Source organism: Aureimonas flava (genome assembly GCF_003583935.1).
GTDB lineage: Bacteria > Pseudomonadota > Alphaproteobacteria > Rhizobiales > Rhizobiaceae > Aureimonas > Aureimonas flava.
In genome coordinates this window covers 14,521-38,076 of the sequence record NZ_QYRN01000010.1, presented here as the reverse complement: position 1 = coordinate 38,076, position 23,556 = coordinate 14,521, and the positions used below count along the sequence as shown (strand labels likewise).

The following is a 23,556-nucleotide window of genomic DNA, read 5'->3' as shown; positions in this document are numbered from 1 at the left end:
CATGCGTGCCTGTTGGATAGATCGGGCCCGGCGCGCCGCGCGTGGACGCGGTCGCCCCGCGGCTCAGGCGAAGAGGACGTTCGCCGCCGTCAGCGCCGCGAGCTTGGTGTTGAGCAGCGTGACGCTGGAATGGTCGGCGATCTGGATCGTCACGTCCGTGCCGATCTGATGCGCGCCGGCCATCACATCGGCGAGACTGTGGAAGCCCGTCCCTTCGAAGCTGAGGATGTCGCCACCGGCCGAGGCCGCGCCGCCCCGGAAGTCCCGGACCACGTCGTTGCCGCCGTCCGTGCGGAACACGAACGTGTCCGAGCCGCCGTTGCCGGTGAAGAAGTCGTCCGACGCCGTGCTCACGAACCTGTCGTTGCCGACGGTGCCGAGCACGTGGCGCTCGTCCGGCGTCGTGACGTTTCCGGCCGCATCCTCGGCCTGGAAGGTGAAGACGTGCATCTGGTTCGGATCGGCCACGAGCTTCTTGAACCAGGTCGTCGTGGCCGAATTCACCGTGGCCGTGGCGACGCCGTCCTGGAACACGGTGACCTGCACCGGCGTCTCGCTGATCGTGCCGCGAAGCTGCACGTCGCCCGAGGCCGTGGCGGTCAGCCGGGACACGGTCATCTCGGGTGCGTCGTGGTCGACCACCACGTCCCGCCAGCGCGAGACGCTTCCCGTGTTGCCGGCGATGTCGGTCGCGGTGGCGGTCAGGCGGTGGCTTCCGGCCGCGAGATCGCTCACGGCGAAGGACCACGTGCCGTCCGCGGCAGCGGTGGTGCTGCCGATCGCGACGCCGCCGTCGTAGAGGTCCACCCGGGACAGCGCCTCGGCCGTGCCGGTCATCACCGCCGCGCCGTCGTTGCTGTAGAGCTTGCCGTAGGCGCCCTCCATCACGGGCCTTGCGGGGCCCGTACCGTCCACCACCATGGAAACGCTCGCGGAGGCCTCGCTCCTGTTGCCGGCGACGTCGGTCTCGATCACCGAGAAGACGTGCTCCCCGTCGTTCAGCGTCCAGGTGTCGAAGGTCCAAGCACCGTCGGCGTCGGCGACGGCGGAGCCGATCACTCTCGCCCCGTCGAGGACCTTGATGCTGGAGCCGGCCTCCGCCAGGCCCGACAGCGTCGCCGTCCGGGCGTTTGTGATGCCGTCGCCCTGGACGCCGCTGTCGACGAAGGCGAGGGTCGGCCGGTCGGCCTCCGGCGTCTTGGTATCCACCAGCAGCTTGTCGCCGAGATTGCCGCCGAGCGTGCCGGCGTCCACCGCCAGCCCGGTCACGGACGAGCGCACGGCCGCGTCGCCGAGCTTCAGCCCGACCGCCGAGAGGTCGGCCGCGTCCTCTCCCGCGGCCACCTTGTAGGTGAAGACCAGGGTGTCCCGCCCGTTGCCGTAGGCATAGTTCGCGACCGCCCCGTTGCTGAGGGCGACGCCGAGGCCGCTGCCCTTGACGTTCACCACCTCGTCGAAGTGCACGGCGAGCAGGACCGTCTCGCCGGCCCTGGCGGACCCGTCGGAGTTCAAGAAGCTGAAGCCGAGCGCGACGGAGGCCGGCGCCACCGGCTGCGTCGCGCCGCCGTCCGCGGCGCCGGAGGATCCCGAACCGGCCGAGACCGCCGCGCCGAGCGAGGCGGTCGTGTCGGACAGGCGCCACTGGACGTTGGCCGCCGTGAAGGCGCCGGCGTCCACGCCCTCCAGCGTCGCCAACGCGGTCCAGCCGCCATTGCCGTCGGCGGCCTCGATCAGCGTGTCGGCGCCCGCGGCCGTCGCGCGCAGCTCGCCGGCCGCGAGCGGATCGCCCGTGCCCCAGCCGAGCCGAGCCGCGAGCACGGACACGTCGATGATGTCGCCGTTCGCCCCGGCCTGGAAGTCGGTGATCGTGTCCCCGCCCTCGGCGAGCGCGTGATAGGCGAAGCGGTCGCGGCCCTCGCCGCCGGTGAGGCGGTCGGCCTCCGCGCCGCCCCAGAGGTAGTCGCTGCCGCCTGCGCCGTCGAGGACGTCGGACCCCTTGCCGCCCAGGAGCATGTCGGCCGAGGACGAACCGGTCAGGACGTCGTCCAACTGGGTGACGGAGTCCTTGATCGTCGAGTTCACCATCGACACGACGCTGGACTTGAAGTTGTAGCCCTTGCCGACGCTCTCGAACACGCTGTCGGTGACCGTGTTGTTCCGCGTGTCGCCGGAGATCATGAAGCTGTATTTCTGCGTCTCGCGCGCCACGACGTTCGAGATCGCCGCGTCGCGGCCATCGCCGTCGCCGTATTCGAAGAACTGCAGCGCGTAGTCGTTGTTGACGCCGCCGCTGTCCTTCAGGCCGTTGCCGATGCCGCGGAAGTCCGCGATCATGCGGGAATCGAAGGCGAGCACGTTCTCGTAGAGACCGTCGCGCGATTCCGAATGGAAGTCGAAGGCGGCGCGGTTCGCGTCGTAGGCGACCGCGTTCTGGGCGTGGAACTCGATGTCGGCGCCGTAGCTGGTGGCGCTGGTCGAATTGGCCGCGTTGCCGACGCCGTGGACGATGACCGCGTGGTTGGAATGCTCCACGAACAGGCCGTTGATGTCCGTCGAGTAGGAGGCCGAGGACTGCACGCCGGCATAGACGTTGTGGGCCGACACGTCGGTGACCTCGGCGTTCACCCCGTTGACGATCTTCACCCCGATGCTGCCGTTGAGAAGGTTCAGATCGGACACTTCGGCGTTGACGACGTTGCGCAGCTGGATGAGGTCGGCGGCCGTGCTCGCGGTCTGGAAGTCGCCGCGCCCGCCGTCGATCGTGCCGTTCTTGATTGCGAACTCGGCGGTCGAGAAGGTCGCGGCGCGCACGTTGGTCTGGTACAGGGTCTGATCTACCAGGGCGCCCTTGAGGACCACCGTGTTGCCGTGGATCGCGACCACCTCCGCCGCCTGGCCGAGCCGCGTCGGCTGACCGTTGTCGGTGGAATCGATGTGGTCGCCCGGCAGCGCGTCGTCGGACACGACCTTGACCCAGCTTCCGACCTTCAGGTCCGAGGGAAGCTCGCCGTAGGTGATCGTCGCGTTGCCGTCCTGGCTTCCGAGCACCACGGACGACAGGCCCGACGGCTTCGCGTCGACGTAGAGGATGCTGTTGGCGCCACTGCCGACCAGGGTGCTGCCGTTCAGATCGAGCGTGACGTTGTGCTCGCTCAGGAACAGGACGATCTGCTTGGTGATCGCGATGGTCGCGTCCTTGGGCAGGATGAGGGTGCCGCCCGTCGCCTTCAGCGCGTTCAGCCCCGTCTCGATATCGGCCTGCGTTGCAGATGTTCCAAGCTGAATGGTCTGGGCCATGAAAATCCCCGAAACGCTGGGCACGCGATCGACAGCGCGAAGTTCAGTAAACCCACCCTACAGAACAAACTTTTTCAGACTGCTCATCGATCCGAGCAATTTTAAATCAAAACCTATATTTGATGTTGCTTGTCGGCTCCGGGTTCCCCGATATCGGCGCGGCTCGCACGCCGCCTCGATCCACAGCGTGCGGACCCGCGCGCCGACACACCCCGGGTCGGGCGGTTCGAGCGATAGGAGGATAGAGATCGGGGACGGGCGCGACGGTGGCATCGCGCGCGGCGCGCGCAAAGCCGAAGCGCCGCCCGGTCGCTGGAAGGGTTCGGCGCCCGGAACCGCCGGGCGAGGAACCGGCGCGGGCCGGGGCTAGCCGCCGTCGCGACCTACCGCGACAGGCGGCGCGGCGCCCTTAGTGCGCGCAGGCGCCGGGCTGCGGAGGCGACACGCGATCGCTGATGTTCATGGCGATGAAGGGCGAGGACAAGGGCCCCAGCTTGGCGGCCGCGCATTCGAGGCGATGCGAGATGGCCGGGTCGGCATGCCGGAAATGGTCGCGCAGCAATTCCACGAACGACGGCAGGGCCTTCGGCATCTCCTGGGGTTTTGGGGAATAGGCGCGCAGCAAGGACGGGTCGTCCCAGGCGTCGAGGGTGAAGCGCGTGACGGCCGCAAGCTGGCTCGCCTGCGCGCCCGTCAGCTCACGGCCGTTCGCCTCGACCACGCGCACCAGGAGCGCGATCGCGTCCAATGCGAAGATCTGGTAGTGCAGCGCCTTGCCGCCCCGCCGCAGCTCCTGCGGCATGGCGCCTTCGGCGGTCGCCGTGCCGAGCGCCCGCCCGAGCTGGAAGGCGGCCAGATCGACGCCGCCCTCGTCGCCGCGCGCGATGGCCAGCATGGCGAGCGCGGTGGCGCCCCAATGGGCATGGTTGGTGGTGGGCTTGCTCCAGCCGGACGCCCGCGGCGACGGCGGCAGTTCGGGGAAGCCGCCGCCGATCGCCTCGGACAGCCGGCCGAACCAGGCGAGCACCTGCGCGCGCTCGCCGGCCGGCCATTCGCCCCGGTCCGCCGCCTGAAAGCCGTTCACCGCCCCGATCGCCGTCCAGCTCGCCAGGAGCGCGGCCTGGCGCCGTCCGTTCGCGTCGTTCCGGTCGTGCCCTTCCAGCATCGCACCGGCCCGCGCCCAGGCGACCAGCATCTCCTGGAGGCACCGGGCCGCACCCGCGCGGCGCGCAGGCTCGCGCTCGTAGCGCGTGAGCCACAAGAAGATCGCGCCCTTGAAGCGCTCCATGCCGTTGATGCGGCGCACATAGGCGCCCATCTTCTCCCGGTCCACGACCGACTGGCTGGCGCCCGGTCCGTAGAACGAGAACAGGCCCGACATGTCGACCGTCGGCTTCACGACGTGCCCGCACCGCACCGCCTCCTGCGGTTCGGAGGGCGAGCCAACGGCCTGCGGCAGGTCGAACGGATAGCACGGCGCCGAGAGGGCGGGCGCCACGCCGAGAACCGCAGCCAGCGCGGCAAGGACCGGGATCGCTCCGGCCGGGCGCGACCGCGCCTCGCGTATCGGTTTCATCGGCACATCCTTCTGCGCATCGGCCGGGCGACCCGCTCGGGCGACCGGTTTCGGACCCATTCGTGGCGAAGGCACGACGGCGCCCCGGGCGACCCGCCGCAACGGCCGCACGCCCCTCGTGCCCTCGACGACCAAGTTCTTCACCACAGCGGCCAAGCAAAAACACAACCTTTGCGTGCAGTTGACTCGTCAGGGCGAGTTCTGTCTAACCCCGCCTCGACCGGATCCAAGCTGACGGGAAGTCGCCTCGGCCTCCGACTGCTTGACCACCGTATCGGAATCAAGCGATATCCTGGAATTGTGCGACGCAGCAAGAAGCAACGCGGTGAGCCATCGCGCATCGCGCTTGGAAGACCGGCCCTTTCCGTCCGGTCGTAGCCGGTGCCGCCGGATGGCTCCGGCAGGATTTCGCGGGGACATGTGACCTCAGTCAGAACGAGCCTGATCTGGTCCGCCGCGCGCAACTGGGGCACGCGACTTGGATCGGTCGTTGTCTTCATCGTCGTCGCGCGGGTGCTGCCCCCGAGCCAGCTCGGACTGTTCGCCACCGCCGCGACGGTGATCGCGGTGGCCGAACTGGTGGCCGAGAACGGTCTCGGCGAGGCGGTGGTGCAGGCGCCCGAACTCGACGAGCGCATGCTGTCGGCAGCACTGATCGTCAACGTCCTTCTCGGCGCGGCGGTCGCCGGCGTGCTGCTCCTGGCGGGCCCCTGGCTCGAAGCCGCGCTGGACGCCTCGGGCCTCGGCGCGATCCTCAGCGTCGTCGTGCTGGTGATCCTGCTCAACGCGTTCAGCTACGTCCCGCAAGCCTATCTGCGGCGGCGGTTCGAGTTTCGTTGGCTGGCCTTCCGGGCGCTGGTGGCCACGGGCGTCTCGGGGGCCGTCGGCATCGCGATGGCGCTGTCGGGCTTCGGCGTCTGGAGCCTGGTCGCGCAGGCGCTGCTGGCCGCGCTTCTGAACCTCGTCCTGATCTGGCGCGCCAAGCCCTGGCGTCCGCGCCTGGTCGCCCCGACCGCCGCCGCGCCCCTGTTCAAGGTCAGCGGCCACATCTTCGGCTCCAAGCTGGTCGACTTCGTCGCCAACCGAGGCATCGAGCTCGCCATCGCGGCCGGCGCGGGTCCGGCGGCGCTGGCGCTCTGGGTCATGGCGTCCCGTCCCTGGGCGGTGCTGATGCAGCTCATCTCGGCGGTGACGATGGACGTCGCGCTGCCGAGCTTCGCGCGGCTCGCCTCCGAACGCGACGCGCTGCTGCGCGCCTACTACGTCTCGATCCAGACCACGGTCGCGATCGGCACCCCGGTCTTCGTGCTCCTGGCCATGGTCGCGCCCGAGGTGATGGCCGTGCTGTTCGGCGACAACGGCCGCGACGGCGGCTTCGTGCTGACGCTTCTGTCGCTGCTGGGCGCGATGCAGCTCCTCCAGTACTACAACGGAACTCTGCTGAACGCGCTGGGGCTATCGCACAAGTCGTTCCGGATCTCGCTCGTCAAAGCCGCCGCGATCAGCGTCGCTCTCTTCGTCACGTTCGGGCAAAGCCTCTGGAACGTGGCGCTGGGCTTCACGGTGGCGCAGGTCCTGGTCACCCCGCTGAGCTTCGCGATCGCGAGCCGGGCGGTGAACTATTCGATCTCGCACCTCCTTCGACTGATCGCGCCCTTCCTCCTGGCCGAGGCGGTCGCCTGCGCCGCCATCCTTCTTGCGAGGGAATGGGGGCCGCACATCGACAGCGCACTCCTGCGCGGCCTATCGCTCGGCGTGCTCGGCGGCGTCACCTATCTCGCCGCCGCCTTCCTCTTCAATCGGCATGCCCTGATGCGGATCGTCTCCAGCATCGTGTCTCGATAGATACGGAGTTCCCATGACCATCGTAGACGGCAACAAGAAGACGTTCCGGGAGCTTGCCCGCGAGGCGATCGTGGGACCGCGCATGTTCCGCGAATGGAAGGGATTGCTCCGCACGCCCGTGCGTCGCGTGGCTCCGGGCGCCGCCATGAAGGTCGCCATCGTCCCCAGCATGCCGAGGGATCCGTTCGGGTCGCGCGGCGACGAGGCGATGGCCCAGGCAGTGATCGACTCGCTGCGCCAGATCGGCATCACGGGCCCCATCGGAATGGTCACGGAAAAAGCCTCCCTGCCGCCCCAGATCGCCGCCCAGGGCGTGGTGGCCGAGCCGTGCTGGACCACACCATGGCGGCTCGCGACGGTCTTCGACCGGATCAAGGACTATGACGCGGTCGTCGTGATCGGCGCCGACGTGATGGACGGCTACTACTCCAGCATCTCCTCGCTGCGCCTTTGGATGGTGGCCGATCTCTTCAGTCGCGTTCGGACCGCCGGCATCACCACGGGCTTCTCCTTCAACGCGTCGCCCCGCTGGCCCGTGCGGGCGTTCCTGAAGCTGCGGGGGAACTCGCCGATGGTCGTCAACCTTCGCGATCCGGTCTCCTTCAAGCGGTTCGAGAAGGCGGCGCCCGGCGTCGGCCGGCTCGTCGCCGATTGCGCCTTCCTGCTTCGGCCCACGACCGGCGAGGCGAATGCCGCAGCGCGAGGATGGATCGAGGACCGGCGCGAGACGACGACGGTGGTCGGACTGAACGTCCACCCGATGCTGTCGCCCGAACGCGACGCGGAGACGATCGAGAGCATCGTCCGGGCGACGGCCGAAGCCGTCCGCACCCTGATCGACAAGCGCGACGTGTCCGTCCTTCTCCTGCCGCACGATTTTCGGGCCAGCAACATCGGCGACGTCGCCATGCTCGATCGGGTGGCGCGCCAGATCGATCGCCCCGATCGCGTGCGCGTGCAGTCCAAGGAGTTGTCGGCGTCCGACATCAAGGGCCTCGCCAGCCAGTTGGATCTGGTGTTCTCGGCGCGCATGCATCTTGCGATCGGAACGCTCGGGTCCAGCGTTCCGGTCGTCGGCATCAACTATCAGGACAAGTTCGAAGGCCTGTTCGAACAGTTCGGTCTGCCCAAGGCCTTCCTGATCGACCGCACGCGCGCCGGCGACGCCGCGCTCATGACGCGCGTCTTCGACGAGGCCTTCGTCGCTCGTGCCGATCTGCGCGCGGCGGTGGAAGCGCGCGTCGGGGCCGTGAAGGCGCTGTCGCGCTCGACCTTCGACGCGCTCACCGGCACGTTGCACGGATGAGCGGTTCCGTCGACGGGTCGCCGAAGGCCGCACCGAGGGCCGTGCTGGTCTGCGAGGAGGTGCCGGTCGCCGGCACCAACGGCGCGGGAAGCTACAACCTCACCATCCTGCGCGCCCTGCGCCTGCTGGGATGGCGGGTCGACCTCCTGGTGACCGGACGACGCGTGCCCGCGACGATGCCGCAGGCGGACTGGGGCGGGCACGTCGACTTCCTGCATGCGCGCCCCGTCGGGCGCTTCCTGGTGCCGACCTCGCCCGGCGCCCTGGCGCGCTCGGCCTACCGGCTTGCGAAGCGCCGACGCGCCGCCGACGTGCGGGCGGCGGGCCGCATCGCGATCGGCCGTTTCCTGGGCGAGACGGAGGTCCGGGCCGTCGGCCGCCGCCTGGCCGCCTCGCCGCCGGACGCGATCTTCGTCGACACGATCTTCCGCGCGGGCGTGCTGGACGCCGCGCCGGCCGAGACGCGCCACCGCGTGCTGATCGGCCACGACGTCTTCCACCACCGCGTCGCCTCGCTGCGCGCCAACGGCTTCGAGGCCGTTCCCGCGGTGGACCGCGACGCCGAGGCGCGGCTCTACCGGCAGTTCTCGGCGATCGTCGCCATCAACGCGGCGGACGAGCGCGCCGCCCGCGAAATGGCGCCGCAGGTGCGGCTCGCCACGGTCCTGCCCAGCGCCGGCGTCGGCGACTCGCCGCTCGCGGCGGACGGACGACCCGCCGCCGAGCATCGCCTGTTCTATCTTGGCAGCGTCGGCGCCCACAATGTCGACGGGCTCGCCTGGTTCCTCGATGCCGTGTGGCCGGCGGTCCGCGCCCGCCTTCCCGACGCGAGGCTGGAGGTCGCCGGTGCGATCGCCGAACGCTTTCCGGCCCCGGTCGAGGGGGTGACGTTCCACGGACGGGTGGGCGATCTCGCCGCTCTCGCCGGCGGCTGCGCGACGGCGATCAACCCCGTGCGCATGGGCAGCGGCATCAAGATCAAGATGGTCGACTATTTCGGCCTCGGCCTCACCTGCGTCGCGACGCCCAAGGCCGCGGAAGGCTTTCCCGAGGATCCGGCGCCGCCGTTCGAGGTGGCGAGCGAGGCGGAGTTCGCGCAAGCCGTGGTGGAGCAGCTCCTCGACACCGACCGGAGGACCGCGCTTGCCGGGCGCATCCCGGCCTATCTCGCCCTGTTCTCGGACGCCGTCGCCGCCGAGCGGATCGCGGGGCTCCTGGAGGGCTGAGGCCGGCGCGCCCGGACGCGCGTCGGCCCGGTCGGCGCGCTCAGACGCCCCGCACGGCCCTGCCGTCGGCCTGGGGCGCGAGGCGCGCATAGGCCGCCACGTATCGCGCGGCCTCGCGGTCCCAGTCGAACTGCGCGTCCGCCAGCGCCTTGGCCCGCTCGCCGGCGGCGCGGCGCAGCTCGAGATCCTCGATCAGCGGGCGGGCGGCGGTGGCAAGGCCCGCCGGCGTGGCGTCCGCGGCGTAGCGGCCGGCCTCGCCCAACAGGCGGCGGGTCTCCGTGAGGTCGTAGGACACGGACGGGATGCCGAGCGCGGAATACTCGAACACCTTGTTCATGCTGATCTTGTCGTTGTACTCGTTCACCGGGTCGGGGATGATGCCGATGTCGAAGGTCGACAGCGCCGCCAGGAGGTCTTCGCCGCGCAGATAGCCGGTGAAGGTGATGTGCTCACCGACGCCGAGCTCGCCCGCCAGCCGCTTCACCGATTCCAGCGCCGGACCGTCGCCCACCACCACCGCCCGGATCGACCGGAGGCCGTGGTCCGTCGCGAGGTGATGCACGCAGCGCACCAGATGGTCGACGCCGTCCTGATCGGCGATGATGCCGACATAGCCGAGCACCGTCTGCGCCCCGGCCCGCAACCTCTCGTCGGGCGCGACGCGACGGATGCGGGCCTTGTCCGGCACGCTGTAGACCGTGACCACGTCCTCCGGCTTCTTGCCGCCGCGCGAGATGGCGAGGCTGCGATAGGTCTCGTTCGCCGAGATCACGAGGTCGGCGGTGCGGAAGGTCGCCTTCTCGGCGAGCAGCAGCAGCTTGTGGAAGAAGCCCTTGCGCTCGAACTTCGCGACGAAGAGCTCCGGGCAGACGTCGTGGTGGTCGAACACGAACCGCTTGCCGAAGAGCTTGAAGGGCGCGGCGACCAGGAAGATCAGGTCCGGCGGGTTGCAGGCCTGGATGACGTCGAAGCCGCGCCGGCGGCCGACCTTGAACAGGAGGCGCATCTCGTGGAAGAGCGCCGCCGCGTATTCGAACAGGAAGGCCGTGCGGCCGGACGCCTCGAGCGGCAGATCGTGCCGGAAGATCTCGATGTCGTCGATCGTCTCGAAGGCGGCCGAGAACTGCTTGCTCTTGGGGCAGATCACCGAAACCGTCCAGCCCGCGTCGCGCAGCGCGCAGGCCTCCTGCCAGACGCGCCGGTCGAGCGGCACGGGAAGATTCTCGACGATGATCACGCAAGACGGCATCGCGGGCCCTCAATTCCTCGGGGACGATCGGTCGTGCGCAGCGCGGCGCCGGCACCGACATCCAGCCTATAGAGGATGGAGGTCTAACTTGCTGCGGCGCAGCAATCAAGGTTCGGCGGCCGCGCCGCCGGGCGACCGCGGGCTATGGTGAAGACCGGCGCTCGCGCCCCCGACCGAGGCTGATCGTCGTGGCGGCGGCCAGGTAGGTCGCCAGGTAGGCCGCCATGCCGGGGATCTGGACGGAGAAGTCGACCAGGCCGTGCAGGGAGACGAGGATCACCGCGCCCAGCGCCAGCAGCGGGACGGCACGCAGGCGCCGCCGCTGGCGCAGGCCGCGGACGAGATTGGCGAGGACATGGGCGTAGCCGAGGAGAAGCACCGGCACGAAGCCGACGCCGAGCCCCACGAGGCCCTCGATATAGACATTGTGGGCGCGCAGGATGACGTCCGTCGGCGACACGCAGCCTGCCGTGCGATGCATCGGAAACACCGAGGCGAAGGTGCCGAACCCGGCGCCGAACCGCCAGTTCTGACCGAAGGCGTCCAGCGCCGACCAGTAGAGGCACAGGCGCACGCCGTCGACGCCATGCACCTCCATCCGGTAGATCGTCAGCCCGCCGAAGAGTCCGGCGACCAGCAGGACCGCGAGCGCCACCGTCCCGAAGGCGAGAAGCGCGCGCCGCCACGACGCCGGGTGGGCGGTCCGGGACCGGCCGTTCCGGTCCAGGATCAGGAACGGCGCGACCGCGATGACGGCGACCATCGTGGACAGGAGGGCCCCGCGCGAGCGCGTCAGGAACAGGGCGATCAGCACCACGAACGCCGCCAGGACCAGCGGCCAGGCGGCCGGCCGCCGCTCGCCCGCGCGCGGCGTCGGCATGTGCCTCTCGCCGCCCCGGCGCGGCAGCGCGCGGACCGCCAGCGTCGCCACGATCAGGCTCGCCACGCCGAGAAACGTGCCGGCGGTGTTGCGGTTGACGAAGACGCTGGTGAGGCTGTCCAGGTAGTCGGTCTTCTCGACCAGCAGCAGCCTTCGAGGGAAGAAGGCGACCTGCGCGATGCCGAAGAGGGCGAACGCGACGCCGAACGCCCCCAGCCAGAAGAGGAGGCGCAAGGCCCCCTCGTCGCGCGGAAACAGCGCCAGGGCGGCCGCGTAGAAGACGAACGGCGAGACCAGGAGGAAGGCGGCGTCGAGCGTCGCGGCGGGATCCACCGAGACGGCACCGCCCGGGATCCCCGCAAGGCGCGACACGAAGCTCCACAGCGGGTTGGCCAGCGGATTGCCGACGAAGCTCCAGGACTGGAGAAGCAGGAAGGCCGCGAGGCCGCCCGCCATCACGAGCGCGAGGCGGAAGGAGCGAAACGTCCGCGCCTCCGCCGGCGGCGACAGCGATCCGAGCAGCAGCGCCGTGCCCGCGAGCAGCAGCGCTCCCAGAAGCGCCACGGGCGACACCGCCCCGCGCAGCGCCACGCAGACGACCAGCGCGACGAGAAGCAGCGCGCGGCCCGCGAGCATCCGGCGGGACGTCCCGCTTTCGGCGAGCGCCGAGGCACCGCCGCGACCGGGGAGCCGCCTGGGGAGCCGACCGGCCGAACGCCGGACTGGAGCCTCGCGCTCCGCGTGTGGGGAAAGGGATCCGGTCATGGCTTGGATCGACGTGTCGTGCCCTGTTCTCGGCCGACCCGGAGGGCGGTCCTCGGCGCGGCGGGGTGCCGTGGGGGTCGGTCGGCGGACCGACACCCGGCCGCCGGCCGACCGTTGCTTAGCGCAAGGTGAGGTCGCCCGCCACCGGGCCCGGCGCGTCCGCGCCACAGTTTCCGCAGCGACGGAGCGGCGGCGCAGGCGGTTCCGCACGCGCTTCACCAAGCAGTCGTCAACGTTAACGAAATCTCATCGTCGCCGCCGGGATCCGAGCTTTCTTGTGTTCACTGTTCTATGATAGTTGGATAAGGAGTATTGAATGACTTGTCCTGTGTTGACGTCGAGGTTGGCGATGAGGGGATTCTGGGCTGGGGTGATGGGACTGGCGCTGGTGGCGCCGGCGGGCGGCGCCTTGGCGCAGGACGCCGGGGCAGCTCCGGCCCAGCCGCCGGCGGCCGTGCAGACCGGCGTGACGCCGGCCGCGCCGCCCGCCGAGGACACACAAGCCTCGGGCGAAACCGCGACGGCGACCGGCGAGGCGACGGTGGCGGGCTGGGAAGGCCCCATTCCCGAAGCCCCGGCCGGCGGCCGCAACCGCCTGACCGCCAGCGCGGTGGACGCCTGGATGGCACAGCCCCACGCGCTTCTGGACGACAATCCCGCCGGCGGGCGCGCCATGTCCCAGTTCGTTCGCTCGCTGGCCGGAACCGACAACCGCACGGTGGCGACGCTGGTCGGCCTCGCCCTCCAGCCCGACGTGCGCGACGCGCAGGTCGGCGCGACGGCCGAAGGCCTGGCGAGCGCCATGCGCGACGCGGAGGTCGGGGCCCCGGGATACGCCGCCTATATCCAGTGGGCGGTCGCCCAGTCCGGTTCGCGCGAGCTGATCGAGGCGTTCGAGCGCGCCTCGGGCGCCGAGGAGGACCGCACGGCGGCGATCGGCGCGGGCGGCGGCGGCGGTGGCGGCGCGGGAGGTGGCGCGGGCGGCAGCGGATCGCTGTCCGGCGGCGGCGCGCCCGGGCCCTCCGGTCCGGTCGGCGGGAGTTCGACCGTCGCCCAGTCGGGATACGGTTCGGGTTCGCGCGGGAGCACAGGCAGCGTGGCCTACAGCGAGGGCGACAGCCTGCTGGACGGCGCGTCCGGCCGCATCGTGGTCCTCTGCACGCAGGACGCGAGCGCGACGGGTTGCCAGGTCGTCAACTGAAGGGCGGGACGTCGCGAGGCGGCGTCCACGCCATAATTTGGTCCCGGATTGGCAGACATCGGGGACCGGAAGCCGGGAGGGCCGGCCACGCTCGGGCCGTGCGACACGCGGCGGCGGGCGGGGCCCGATCATCGCCGTCGGCCAGAGCCCGCGGCGCGCCGCTCCGTCGACCCTCCGGTCGTCCGCGGTGCGGCGCGCATCGGGGCCGGCGCCTGTCCAGAAGCCATTCCTGAGGCGTCATGCTGCACTATTCCGAGATGACCGCACACGACAGCGCCGCGTCCAAGGGCGGATCGAGCGAGTTCCTCAACGTCGAGCGTATCCTGGCAATGGTGCGGCGCCAGGTCGGCCTGGTAGTGGCGGCCGTGGCGGCGGGCCTGTTCCTCGGCTTCGTCTACCTGATGACGGCCGTGCCGATCTACACGTCCTACACCGACATCCTGATCGACAAGGGCCAGTCCAAGCTCGTGGACGAGCTGGCCAGCGCCAGCGGCGTGTTCCAGGACGAGGCGGAGATGCTGAGCCAGGTCGAGCTCCTGAAGTCCCGCCAGATCTCCGGGACGGTGGTGGACGAGCTCAAGCTCGACCAGAACGACGCGTTCCTGGCCGGCAACCCGTCTCTCCTGCGCTCCGTGCGCTCGGCCGTCGGCGGCCTGATCGCGGCGGTCCGGCCGGAGCTTCCGGTGGAGCAGGCCGACGCCTCGGCGCAGCGGCGCGAGGCGGCGATCGACATCCTCCAGGGCGGCCTCGACGTCCAGCGCGTCGGCCGGACCTATGTGCTGCGGCTGACCTTCGATTCGCCCGACCCGGTCCTGGCCAGCAACATCGCACGCGCCTTCGGCAGCGCCTATCTCGACGACCAGCTCCAGGCCAAGTACGCCGCCACCCGCCGGGCCAGCAGCTGGCTGCAGGACCGCATCGCGGACCTGCGCCAGCAGTCCTACGATGCCGACCTCGCGGTGCAGAAGTTCCGCAACGACAACGGGCTTCTGCTTACCGGCACCGGCCTCGTCTCCCAGCAGCAGCTCAGCGAGATCAACACCCAGCTCACCGCCGCGCGCGCCCAGACCGCGCAGGCCAAGGCGCAGCTCGACCAGATCGAGGCGATCATCCGGGACGGGCGCACGGACGCCCTGGTCAACGACGCCCTCCTGAGCACCACGATCAACACCCTGCGCGGCAAGTATCTCGATGCCGCGCGGCGCGAGAGCGAGATCTCCAGCAAGCTCGGCCCCAACCACATCCAGTCCGTCCGCCTGAAGGCCGAGATGAAGGAGTACGAGCGGCTGATCTTCGGCGAGCTGCGCCGGATCGCCGAAAGCTATCGCAGCACCTACGCGGTCTCCCGGGAGCGCGAGCGCTCGCTCCAGGCGAGCCTGGCCGAGGTCACCGCCGTGAACGCCGACGACAACACGCTGCAGGTCCGCCTGCGCGAGCTGGAGCGCGAGGCGGAAGCGTATCGCGCGCTCTACGACGACTTCCTGCAGCGCTACCAGCAGACGGTGCAGCAGCAGTCGTTCCCGATCACCGACGCCCGCGTCATCACCGACCCCAAGGTGCCGGACAAGCCGAGCGCGCCCCGCGCGCCGATGATCCTGGCGCTGTTCGCGATGATGGGCGCGGCGGCCGGCACGGGCGTCGCCGGCTTCCGCGAGTATCGCGAGCGCTTCTTCCGCGTCGGCAGCCAGGTGCGCAGCGAACTCGACATGGAGTTCCTCGGCTTCGCGCCGATCCTCGACCCCGAGGAGGTCAAGCCGGGCGAGCAGAAGGCGGCCCCGTCGCAGCTCTGGCCCGCCGGCGCACTGGCGACCTATGTCCGGCGCCACCCGATGTCCTCGTTCGCCGAGACGCTGCGCAACATCAAGGTCGCCGCCGACCTCGGCATGCCCGACATTCCCTGCAAGGTGATCGGCGTCGTGTCCTGCGTCCCGGGCGAGGGCAAGTCCTCCGTGGCGGCCAGCTTCGGCAACCTTCTGGCGCTCCAGGGCATGCGAACGCTGCTGATCGACGGCGACATCCGCAATCCGGGCCTGACGCGCGGCCTGGAGCGCAAGCCCGAGCACGGCCTCGTGGAGGTGATGCTCGAGCAGGCGAATGCCGACGACGTGCTCCTGCGCGACGATCCGATGCCCCTGACGCTGCTGCCGACCGTCATGCGCAGCCGCGTCACCAACACGAGCGACCTCCTGGCCTCGGCGAGCATGGGTCGCCTCCTCACGCGCTTCCGCGGCCAGTTCGACTATGTGGTGGTGGATCTTCCGCCGGTCGGCCCGGTGGTGGACGCCAAGGCCTTCGCGCAGCGGGTGGACGCCTTCGTCTTCGTGGTGGAATGGGGCAAGACGTCCCGCCAGCTCGTGCGCAGCGCGATCGCCAGCAACCCCGTGTTCCACGACAAGTCGCTCGGCGTGATCCTCAACAAGGCTGACAGCAAGAAGATGCGGCTGTACCGGTCCTACGGGTCGCCGGAATACTACGCCTCACGCTACGAATCCTACTACCGCGACTGATCATGTCGGGGCGCCGGGCGGACTGGTTGGCATGCCTGGGGGCGGCGGTGCTGCTCGTGGCCAGTGGCTTCGCGCTGGCCGGCGCGATCTCCGCCGAGCCATGGGTCCGCTACGCGCTGCGCCTGGAAGCGGCGGAGGCGCCCGTGGACATGCCGGGTGGCGTCCGGGACCGGCTGGGCGTGGAGCTGACGCGGGAAGACGCGCCGTCCTGCGGCTGGGATCTGCCGGAAGCGCGGGTGACGGTGGCGTTGGAGCTCTTGCGGCGCAGCCGGTCGGACGATCCCGGCTCGTCGGCGCGCGCCGAGGCGCAGCACACGGCCGAGCGGACGGTCCGTTGGGCGCTCGGCTGCAACGCGGCCGACGGCAACCTCTGGTATCTCATGGCGCTCCTGGAGCAGCGGGCCGGTGCGGACTGGGCGCGGGTCCAGGAGCTTCTCGCCCTGTCGGCCGCGCTCTCGCCCTACGAGGCCGATCTCCAGATCAGGCGGAGCCGGCTCGTGTCGTGGGAGCTGACGCGCGACGACGTGGCGCTGCCGCTCGACCTCGAGGCGGATCTGCGCCGGACGATGGCGACCGCGCGGGTCGGGCCGGCGGCGGCGATCCTGCGCGGCCTGCGCGAGGGCGGCCCGGCGGGGCTGGCGGACGAGCTGGTCGCCGGCCTGCCCGAGGCGCGCCGTCAGGCGCTGGAGGCGGGTACGGGCTGGCGCCGCTCCACGTTCGGGCGACCCGAACGGTATCGCCGCTACGACTATCGGCCGTTCGGCGAACCGGACCGCTGAGGACCGGCCGGGGCGGCCGAACACAGGCGACAGGGCGGGTGCTGCGACCCGCTGGGCCGCCGCACCGATACCGGGCCGCGCGCCCATTCGGGAAATCGAAAGCGTGGCCGGACTAGGATCTTGCCGTTCGCCCGGCTTCGGGAAACGGACCGGGCGACATCGGACGGGGTTGAGCGCATGACGGAATCTTACGGGGGCATGAAGCGCCCTGGCCGGAATCTGGAGCTCCTGCGGGCGATCGGCACCTGCCGATGGGCCTTCGTGGGCATTGCCCTTCTGAGCTGCGTCCTGAACGTCCTGTTCCTGACCGGCTCGTTCTACATGCTCGAGGTCTACGACCGGGTGCTGCCGAGCGGCAGCGTGCCCACGCTTGTGGGTCTCGCGATGATCGTCGCCGTGCTCTACGTGTTCCAAGGCCTGATCGACGCGATCCGCGGGCGCCTCCTCGCCCGGGTCGGCACCGCCGTGGACGCGCAGCTCAACGGCCGGACCCTCCAGGCGCTGACGCGCCTGCCGCTGATGACCGCCGGGGTCGACAGCACCCAGCCCTCGCGCGACCTCGACACGATCCGCAACTTCCTGGCGAGCCCCGCGCCCACGGCCCTGTTCGACCTCCCCTGGATCCCCTTCTATCTCGTGATCTGCTTCGCCTTCCATCCGGCGATCGGCTGGGCGGCGACGGTCGGCGGCCTGATCCTTGTGGTGATCGCGCTGTTCACCGAGATTTTGTCGCGAAAGCCGGTGGAGACCGCCTATGTGCTCGGGCGCCAGCGCAGCACCCTGTCGGACACATTCCGGCGCAATGCCGAGGTGCTGCGCGCCATGGGCATGGAAGGGCGCCTCGGCCAGACCTGGACGTCGATCAACGACCAGCTCGCATCGGCCCAGCAGCGCAGCGCCGACCTCAACGCGGCGCTCGGCTCGACCTCCAAGGTCACGCGCATGATGCTCCAGTCGGCGGTCCTCACGGTCGGCGCCTATCTTGTGATCGATGGCCTGGCCACCGGCGGCATCATCATCGCGAGCTCGATCCTGAGCGCCCGGGCCCTCGCCCCGGTGGAACTGGCGATCGGCCAGTGGCGCTCCTTCATCTCGGCCCGTACGAGCTGGCAGCGCCTGTCGGGCATCCTCCAGCACCTGCCGGTCGCCGCGGAGCCCCTCGACCTCCCACGCCCGTCGCGGCAGCTTTCGGTGGAGAATCTCAGCGTCGCCCCACCGTCCGGCCGCCTGCCGATCGTGCGCGACGCCAGCTTCCGCGCCAAGGCCGGCGACGGCATCGGCATCATCGGGCAGAGCGCGTCGGGCAAGTCCAGCCTGGTGCGGGCGATCGTCGGGGCCTGGGCGCCGCTGCACGGCGCGGTGCGCCTGGACGGCGCGTCGATCGACCAATGGTCGCCGGACCGGCTCGGCGTCCATGTCGGCTACCTTCCCCAGGAACTCCAGCTCTTCCCCGGCACCGTGGCGCAGAACATCGCGCGCTTCGATCCGACCGCGACGCCCGAGGAGATCGTCGAGGCGGCCACCGCCGCCGGCGTCCACGAGATGATCGTGCGCCTGCCGGACGGCTACGAGACCACCACGGGCGAAAGCGGCCTCGGCCTGTCGGTGGGCCAGCGCCAGCGGATCGGCCTGGCGCGCGCCCTGTTCCGCAAGCCCTTCCTGGTCGTGCTGGACGAGCCGAACTCCAATCTCGACGCCGACGGCGAGGTCGCCCTCACCAACGCTTTGGCCGGCGTCCGGCTGCGCGGGGGCATCGTCATCGTGGTCGCCCACCGGCCGAGCGCGCTGGTGGCGATGAACCTCGTGCTGATGATGGCCAACGGCCGGGTCCAGGCCTTCGGTGACAAGGACGACATCCTGGGCCGCGTTCTCGCGCCCGTGCCGGCGGCCTCGGCCGTCGCGGACGGCCGCCCCTCCCCGCAGCAGATCCGGCAGAACCCGCAGGCGGAATCGGCATGAGCAAGCTCCTCTCGCAGACCACCCATCGCTCGATCCGCCGTCATCTGACGGTCGGCATCGCCCTGGTCGCGCTCCTCGCCGGCGCGGTCGGCGGCTGGGCGGCCAACGTCTCGCTGGCGGGTGCGGTGATCGCCAGCGGAACGCTCGTGGTGGACACGGCGGTGAAGCAGGCGCAGCACCCGCTCGGCGGCGTGGTGGAGACGCTGGCGGTGCGCGAGGGCGACCGGGTCGAGGCCGGCCAGCTCCTGGTCCGCCTCGACGCGACCCAGGCCCGCACGACGCTCCAGATCGTGGTCAAGCGCCTCGACGAGGCCCTGGCCCGCAAGGCGCGCGCCGAGGCCGAGCAGACCTCGCGCGCCACGGTCGCGGTGCCCCCGGAGCTGGCGGACCGCATCGACACGCCCGATGTCCGGGATGCCATGGCCGGCGAGCGGACCATGCTCGAGCTGCGCCGCGCCGCGCAGGACGGGCAGAAGACGCAGCTGCGCGCCCGCATCGACGATCTGGACGCCACGATCGTCGGTCTCGACGAGCAGGTGGCGGCCAAGGACGAGCAGCTCGCGCTGATCGACCAGGAGCTCGCCGGCGTCGAGGCGCTGGTCCAGAAGAAGCTCGTCACCTCGACACGCGCGACGACGCTCAAGCGCGAGCGGGCCGAGACGCTCGTCGAGCGCGGCCAGCTCACCACCATGATCGCCGAGGCGCGCGGACGCATCTCGGCCGCCAAGCTGCAGATCGTGCAGGTCGACCACGACGCCCGCGAGGCGGCCTCGCGCGAGATCCAGGAGGCGCGCACGCAGATCGCCGAACTGGTGGAGCGCAAGATCGCCGCCGAGGACGAACTCCGGCGCATCGAGATCCGGGCGCCCCAGGCGGGCGTCGTCCACAAGCTCGCGGTTCACACGGTGGGCGGCGTGATCCGGCCGGGCGAGACGATCATGGACATCGTCCCGCTGGAGGAGAAGCTCGGCATCGAGATCAAGGTCCTGCCTAAGGACATCAACGACGTGCATGTCGGCCAGGGAGCCAAGCTGCGGTTCTCCGGCGTCAACCAGCGCACGACGCCCGAGGTGGCGGGAACCGTCACGCGCGTCGCCGCCGACGTCTCCGAGGACAAGCGGACGGGCCTGCCCTACTATTCCGCCCGGATCGACGTGCCGAGCGAGGAGATGGCGAAGCTCCAGGGCCTGCGGCCGGTTCCCGGCATGCCGGTGGAGGCCTTCGTCCAGACGGGCGAGCGCACCGCCCTGTCCTACCTCGTCCAGCCGCTGTCGGATCAGGTGTCTCGCGCCTTCCGGGAGCGCTGACCGGCGGGCACCACTCACGGGTGTCGCGCAAATGCCACCCTCCAATTTTCTATGAAATTTAACAGCTGGACTGCATAGGATGTTGCGGCGCGTCAGATTATGTTTTGCGGCCGGGTCATTGAGTCCGTCGGATAGGTGTGTCGATTTGTATAGTTCAAAGACGATCGGTCTGACCTTGGGCCTGCTTGGGGCCCTTACCTCCGCCGGCTGCACCACCCTGCCCCGTTCGGGACCGGACGATCAGCGCATTCGCGACGAGGCGACCGTCTACTTCGCCGCCGACAAGAAGAAGCCGCTGACCGACTATGTCCTGGTGGATCTCACCGAGACGGTGCTGGGCTACTTCCCCAAGCAGTCGCAGGGCCTTGCCAAGGGCTTCGGGCCCAGCCGCCGCGGCGCGCCGGAACTGCCGCTCGGCAACGGCGACACGATCCAGATCACGCTGTTCGAATCCTCCGCCGGCGGCCTGTTCATCCCGGCCGAGGCCGGCAGCCGCCCCGGCAACTTCATCACCCTGCCGGCGCAGACCATCGACACGACCGGCCGGATCTCGGTGCCCTATGCCGGCACGCTGACCGTGGCCGGACGAACGCCGGCCCAGGTCCAGGCCGATATCGAGGACCGGCTCGCCAACCGCGCGATCGAGCCGCAGGCGATCATCAACCTGATCGAGAAGCGTTCGAGCCAGGTCTCGGTGCTCGGCGACGTGAACGCGGCCGCGCGCATCAGCCTGAGCGACGCGGGCGAGCGCGTGCTGGACGTCATCTCGCGCGCCGGCGGCATCAGTTCGCCCGCCGAGGAGACCAGCGTCACGCTGCAGCGCGGCGGAACCTCGGCGACCGTGCCCTTCAACCAGCTCGTGGCGACGCCCGCCGACAACATCTACGTCTATCCCAACGACACCATCTACGTGAACCGCGAACGGCGGACCTATCTCGCCTTCGGCGCCGCAGGCCTCAACGGATCGATCGACTTCGACGACATGAACCTGAGCTGGGCGGAGGGCGTGGGCAAGGCCGGCGGCCTCCTGGATTCGCGCGCCGATCCGGGTCAGGTCTTCCTGTACCGAATGGTGGACGCGGAAACGCTGACGCGCATGGGCTTCCCCGTCGCCGGCAAGACGGGGACGAGCTTCCCGGTGATCTTCCGCGCCAACCTGCGCGATCCGTCCAGTCTGTTCCTCGCACAGCAGTTCGCGATGAAGGACAAGGACATGATCTACGTGTCCAACGCCGACTCGGTGGAGGTGGTGAAGTTCCTGGACGTCATCAACGCGGCGACCAGCGGCGTCAGCGGACCGCTGGTGGATGCCGCCTCCGTGCGGACCTCGACGCGCCTGATCACGAACTAACGCGGGCTCCCCCGCGGCCGCTCCGGCGCGCCGCGGGGGAGCGCCGGTGCATCGGCGCGACCGCTGCCGCGTCCCGGCGGCGAGGGTCCGGCTGAGCTTCCCAGGCCTTGGCGCGTTCCCTATCTTGAGGGGGCATTCCCCCCGAAACCCCGTGCGCCGGCGGACCGTCGGCGCCTGGCTCGCAGGACCGTTCGCCGCATGGGTTTCAGCACGATCTCGCGGATGCTGGAACGCCTCCTCGCCCGACCCGCGCCTGCGTCCCCGCCATCGGACCGCGAGGTCCGGCGCAAGCTCGACATCGGCGTCGATCCGATGCGCGCCTATGCCGTCGGCGACGTGCACGGCTGCATCGACAAGCTGCGCCGGCTGGAAGAGGCGATCGTCGCCGATGCCGCCGAACAGCCGAGTTCCAAGCTCCTCGTCTATCTCGGCGACTATATCGACCGGGGTCCCGGTTCGGCGGCGGTGATCGAACACCTCATGGCGCCGCCCCCGGACGGCTTCAGCCGCGTCTGCCTTTGCGGCAACCACGAGGAGGTCCTGATTGACGTCGTGGACGGCCGGCGCTCGCTGGACGACTGGCTGCGCCTGGGCGGCGAGCGCACGCTCCGGTCCTACGGCTACGACCTCACCTACATGGCCAAGCATCGGCGGGGCGGCGGCGGGGATCGGACGGGCGAGATCCTGTCGGCCCTTCCCGAGCGGCACATCGCCTTTCTTCGCCAGCTCCCGTCCGTCCTGTCGACGCCCTCCTTCGTGTTCGTGCATGCGGGCCTGCGCCCCGGCGCTCCCCTCGCCGAACAGCGCGACGAGGATCTCCTGTGGATCCGCGAGCCCTTCCTGACCGAGGGGGCACCCGAGCTCGGGCGCCTCGTGGTCCACGGCCACACGCCCGCCGAGGAACCCGTGGCGCAGCGCGGGCGGATCGGCGTCGACACGGGCGCCTACATGGGCGGGCCGCTGACCGCGGTGCGCCTTGCGGAAGGCACGATGGCGTTTCTGCAAACCCGCTGAGGAGCAGCCACCGAGCTCGGCGGCGGACCGGCTTTGCGCCGCATTTGCGCGGCAGGCTCGATGTCGGCATGCTGGCGGGACCGCGCGCGATCGGGCGCGCCGAAGAGGTGGACGATGAAGGTTTGGCTCCTGGTGCTCGGTCTTTGCGTGATCGCGGGCGGCGCGCGGGCGCAGCAGCCCGTGGACGGCACGCGATCGCTTCAGGAGCGGTCGCAGCGCGAACGCGAGCGGAACGCCCCCGTGCTTCGAGGCGGATCACGCGACGCGCAGCAGCTCGACCAGTTGCTGCGCATGCGCGAGCGCAGCCAGGACCGCGCCCAGCGGCTCCGGCAACCACCGCAGGCTTCCCGCCCTGCCAATACGAAGAATTTGAATAAAAATACAGTCGTCACGCAGTAGATCGGAACGATCCCGCGCAACGGCGGAGAAATGCTGGCTATTTTCGAGCAAAACACGCTCGCTTAAAAATGGAATTAGTCCCTAAACGGGATATCCGAAATCATCGTGTCTTTTGATGCCAGAGAGCGCATTGGAGACCGACATGTTCGCCCGGAACAATTTATCGAAAATCCTATCGACCGCCATCGTGTCCGGCGCGTTGCTTTCCCATGCCGAAGCCGGCAGTCTCGCCCCGTTGCGACAGGAGCGCGCCCTTCCGCAGTCCCGGATGGAGGAGGGAATCAACACGCGCGCGCCCTTCGCCTTCATCCGCTACTGCGTCGCCAGCCCGCAGGCGTGCCGGGTCGGCAAACCGGAGACCGTCGAATGGTCGCCCAGCGTCCGTGCGCTGGTCACCGAGGTCAACAGGAGCGTCAACCGCAGCATTCGCCCGGTGAGCGACGGCCTGTCGGACGTGTGGCAGGCCAACGTCGCGGCGGGCGACTGCGAGGAGTTCGCGCTGACCAAGCGCGAGCGGCTGCTGAAGATGGGCCTGCCGGCTTCCGCCCTTCGGATGGCGGTCGCCACCACCGCTTCGGGCGAAGGCCATGCGGTGCTGGTGGTCAGCACGCCGTCGGGCGATTTCGTGCTCGACAACCGGCTCGACCGCATTCTCCTGTGGCATCAGACCGACCTGACGTTCCTGAAGATCGCGTCCTCGCAGGACCCCCGCCTCTGGCGCCGGCTGGTCTGAGCGCCGCTTCGCAAGGCGGGGCTCCGCCCGCCGCCGAGCGGATCTGAAGGCAGACCGGAAGTCGGCGCGCCACGCCGTGCCCGTGCCCGGGCATGGCGCGTTCCGAAACGACGAGGGCCGCCGGCGCGATGCCGGCGGCCCTCGTCGTTTGGGTTCGTCCTG

Annotated in this window: 16 protein-coding genes; 12 read left to right on the top strand and 4 right to left on the bottom strand. The window is 70.2% G+C overall.

What is annotated here, in order from left to right; genetic code table 11:
- Positions 1–63 precede the first annotated feature (63 nt).
- Both D3218_RS17000 and D3218_RS16995 read right to left on the bottom strand, forming a co-directional pair.
- The gene (locus tag D3218_RS17000) at positions 64–3,297 is read right to left on the bottom strand and encodes an Ig-like domain-containing protein (protein WP_119541273.1); all 3,234 of its coding nucleotides are present in this window, start codon (positions 3,295–3,297) and stop codon (positions 64–66) included.
- Between the two features lie 409 nt (positions 3,298–3,706).
- Positions 3,707–4,873 carry an alginate lyase family protein gene (locus D3218_RS16995; protein WP_168990574.1) on the bottom strand — a complete coding sequence of 389 codons (1,167 nt, stop codon included), beginning with the start codon at positions 4,871–4,873 and terminating at the stop codon, positions 3,707–3,709.
- 420 nt (positions 4,874–5,293) lie between these two features.
- Here D3218_RS16995 and D3218_RS16990 point away from each other — a divergent pair, with 420 nt between their 5' ends.
- Genes D3218_RS16990 through D3218_RS16980 form a run of 3 tightly spaced genes read left to right on the top strand, consistent with a single transcriptional unit; the run spans position 5,294 to position 9,250 of the window.
- Positions 5,294–6,718, top strand: coding sequence for an oligosaccharide flippase family protein (locus D3218_RS16990; RefSeq protein ID WP_168990573.1), 1,425 nt, complete (start codon positions 5,294–5,296; stop codon positions 6,716–6,718).
- A gap of 13 nt (positions 6,719–6,731) precedes the next feature.
- A complete protein-coding gene (locus tag D3218_RS16985) occupies positions 6,732–8,024 on the top strand; it encodes a polysaccharide pyruvyl transferase family protein (protein ID WP_119541270.1) in 1,293 nt (430 codons plus the stop codon).
- A complete protein-coding gene (locus D3218_RS16980; RefSeq protein WP_119541269.1) occupies positions 8,021–9,250 on the top strand; it encodes a glycosyltransferase in 1,230 nt (409 codons plus the stop codon). The genes D3218_RS16985 and D3218_RS16980 overlap by 4 nt, the downstream gene beginning before the upstream one ends.
- A gap of 40 nt (positions 9,251–9,290) precedes the next feature.
- Here D3218_RS16980 and D3218_RS16975 read toward each other — a convergent pair whose 3' ends face one another.
- Complete coding sequence (locus D3218_RS16975) at positions 9,291–10,487, bottom strand: glycosyltransferase family 4 protein (protein ID WP_245415092.1); 1,197 nt, start codon at positions 10,485–10,487, stop codon at positions 9,291–9,293.
- Positions 10,488–10,641: 154 nt separating this feature from the next.
- On the bottom strand, positions 10,642–12,015 hold the full coding sequence (locus D3218_RS16970) for an O-antigen ligase family protein (RefSeq protein WP_168990572.1): 1,374 nt from the start codon (positions 12,013–12,015) through the stop codon (positions 10,642–10,644).
- 478 nt (positions 12,016–12,493) lie between these two features.
- Between D3218_RS16970 and D3218_RS19855 the strand changes: the two genes are divergently transcribed.
- The 9 genes from D3218_RS19855 to D3218_RS16930 all read left to right on the top strand — a co-directional run bounded on the left by D3218_RS19855 (position 12,494) and on the right by D3218_RS16930 (position 23,394).
- Positions 12,494–13,345 (top strand): hypothetical protein, encoded by an 852-nt coding sequence (locus tag D3218_RS19855; RefSeq protein WP_168990571.1) that lies wholly within the window; start codon positions 12,494–12,496, stop codon positions 13,343–13,345.
- Positions 13,346–13,584: 239 nt separating this feature from the next.
- A complete protein-coding gene (locus D3218_RS16965) occupies positions 13,585–15,852 on the top strand; it encodes a polysaccharide biosynthesis tyrosine autokinase (protein ID WP_245415091.1) in 2,268 nt (755 codons plus the stop codon).
- Between the two features lie 2 nt (positions 15,853–15,854).
- Positions 15,855–16,631: a hypothetical protein gene (locus D3218_RS16960; protein WP_119541266.1), complete on the top strand. Its 777-nt coding sequence runs from the start codon at positions 15,855–15,857 to the stop codon at positions 16,629–16,631.
- Between the two features lie 198 nt (positions 16,632–16,829).
- Positions 16,830–18,590: a type I secretion system permease/ATPase gene (locus tag D3218_RS16955; RefSeq protein WP_119541265.1), complete on the top strand. Its 1,761-nt coding sequence runs from the start codon at positions 16,830–16,832 to the stop codon at positions 18,588–18,590.
- The gene (locus D3218_RS16950; protein ID WP_119541264.1) at positions 18,587–19,897 is read left to right on the top strand and encodes an HlyD family type I secretion periplasmic adaptor subunit; all 1,311 of its coding nucleotides are present in this window, start codon (positions 18,587–18,589) and stop codon (positions 19,895–19,897) included. Before D3218_RS16955 ends, D3218_RS16950 begins: the two co-directional genes overlap by 4 nt.
- Positions 19,898–20,042: 145 nt before the next feature.
- A complete protein-coding gene (locus D3218_RS16945; protein ID WP_245415090.1) occupies positions 20,043–21,248 on the top strand; it encodes a polysaccharide biosynthesis/export family protein in 1,206 nt (401 codons plus the stop codon).
- Positions 21,249–21,446: 198 nt separating this feature from the next.
- A complete protein-coding gene (locus D3218_RS16940) occupies positions 21,447–22,262 on the top strand; it encodes a metallophosphoesterase family protein (RefSeq protein ID WP_245415089.1) in 816 nt (271 codons plus the stop codon).
- Positions 22,263–22,376: 114 nt separating this feature from the next.
- Positions 22,377–22,661, top strand: a complete 285-nt coding sequence (locus D3218_RS16935; protein ID WP_119541262.1) for a hypothetical protein — start codon at positions 22,377–22,379, stop codon at positions 22,659–22,661.
- Between the two features lie 187 nt (positions 22,662–22,848).
- Complete coding sequence (locus D3218_RS16930) at positions 22,849–23,394, top strand: transglutaminase-like cysteine peptidase (RefSeq protein WP_168990570.1); 546 nt, start codon at positions 22,849–22,851, stop codon at positions 23,392–23,394.
- Positions 23,395–23,556 lie beyond the last annotated feature (162 nt).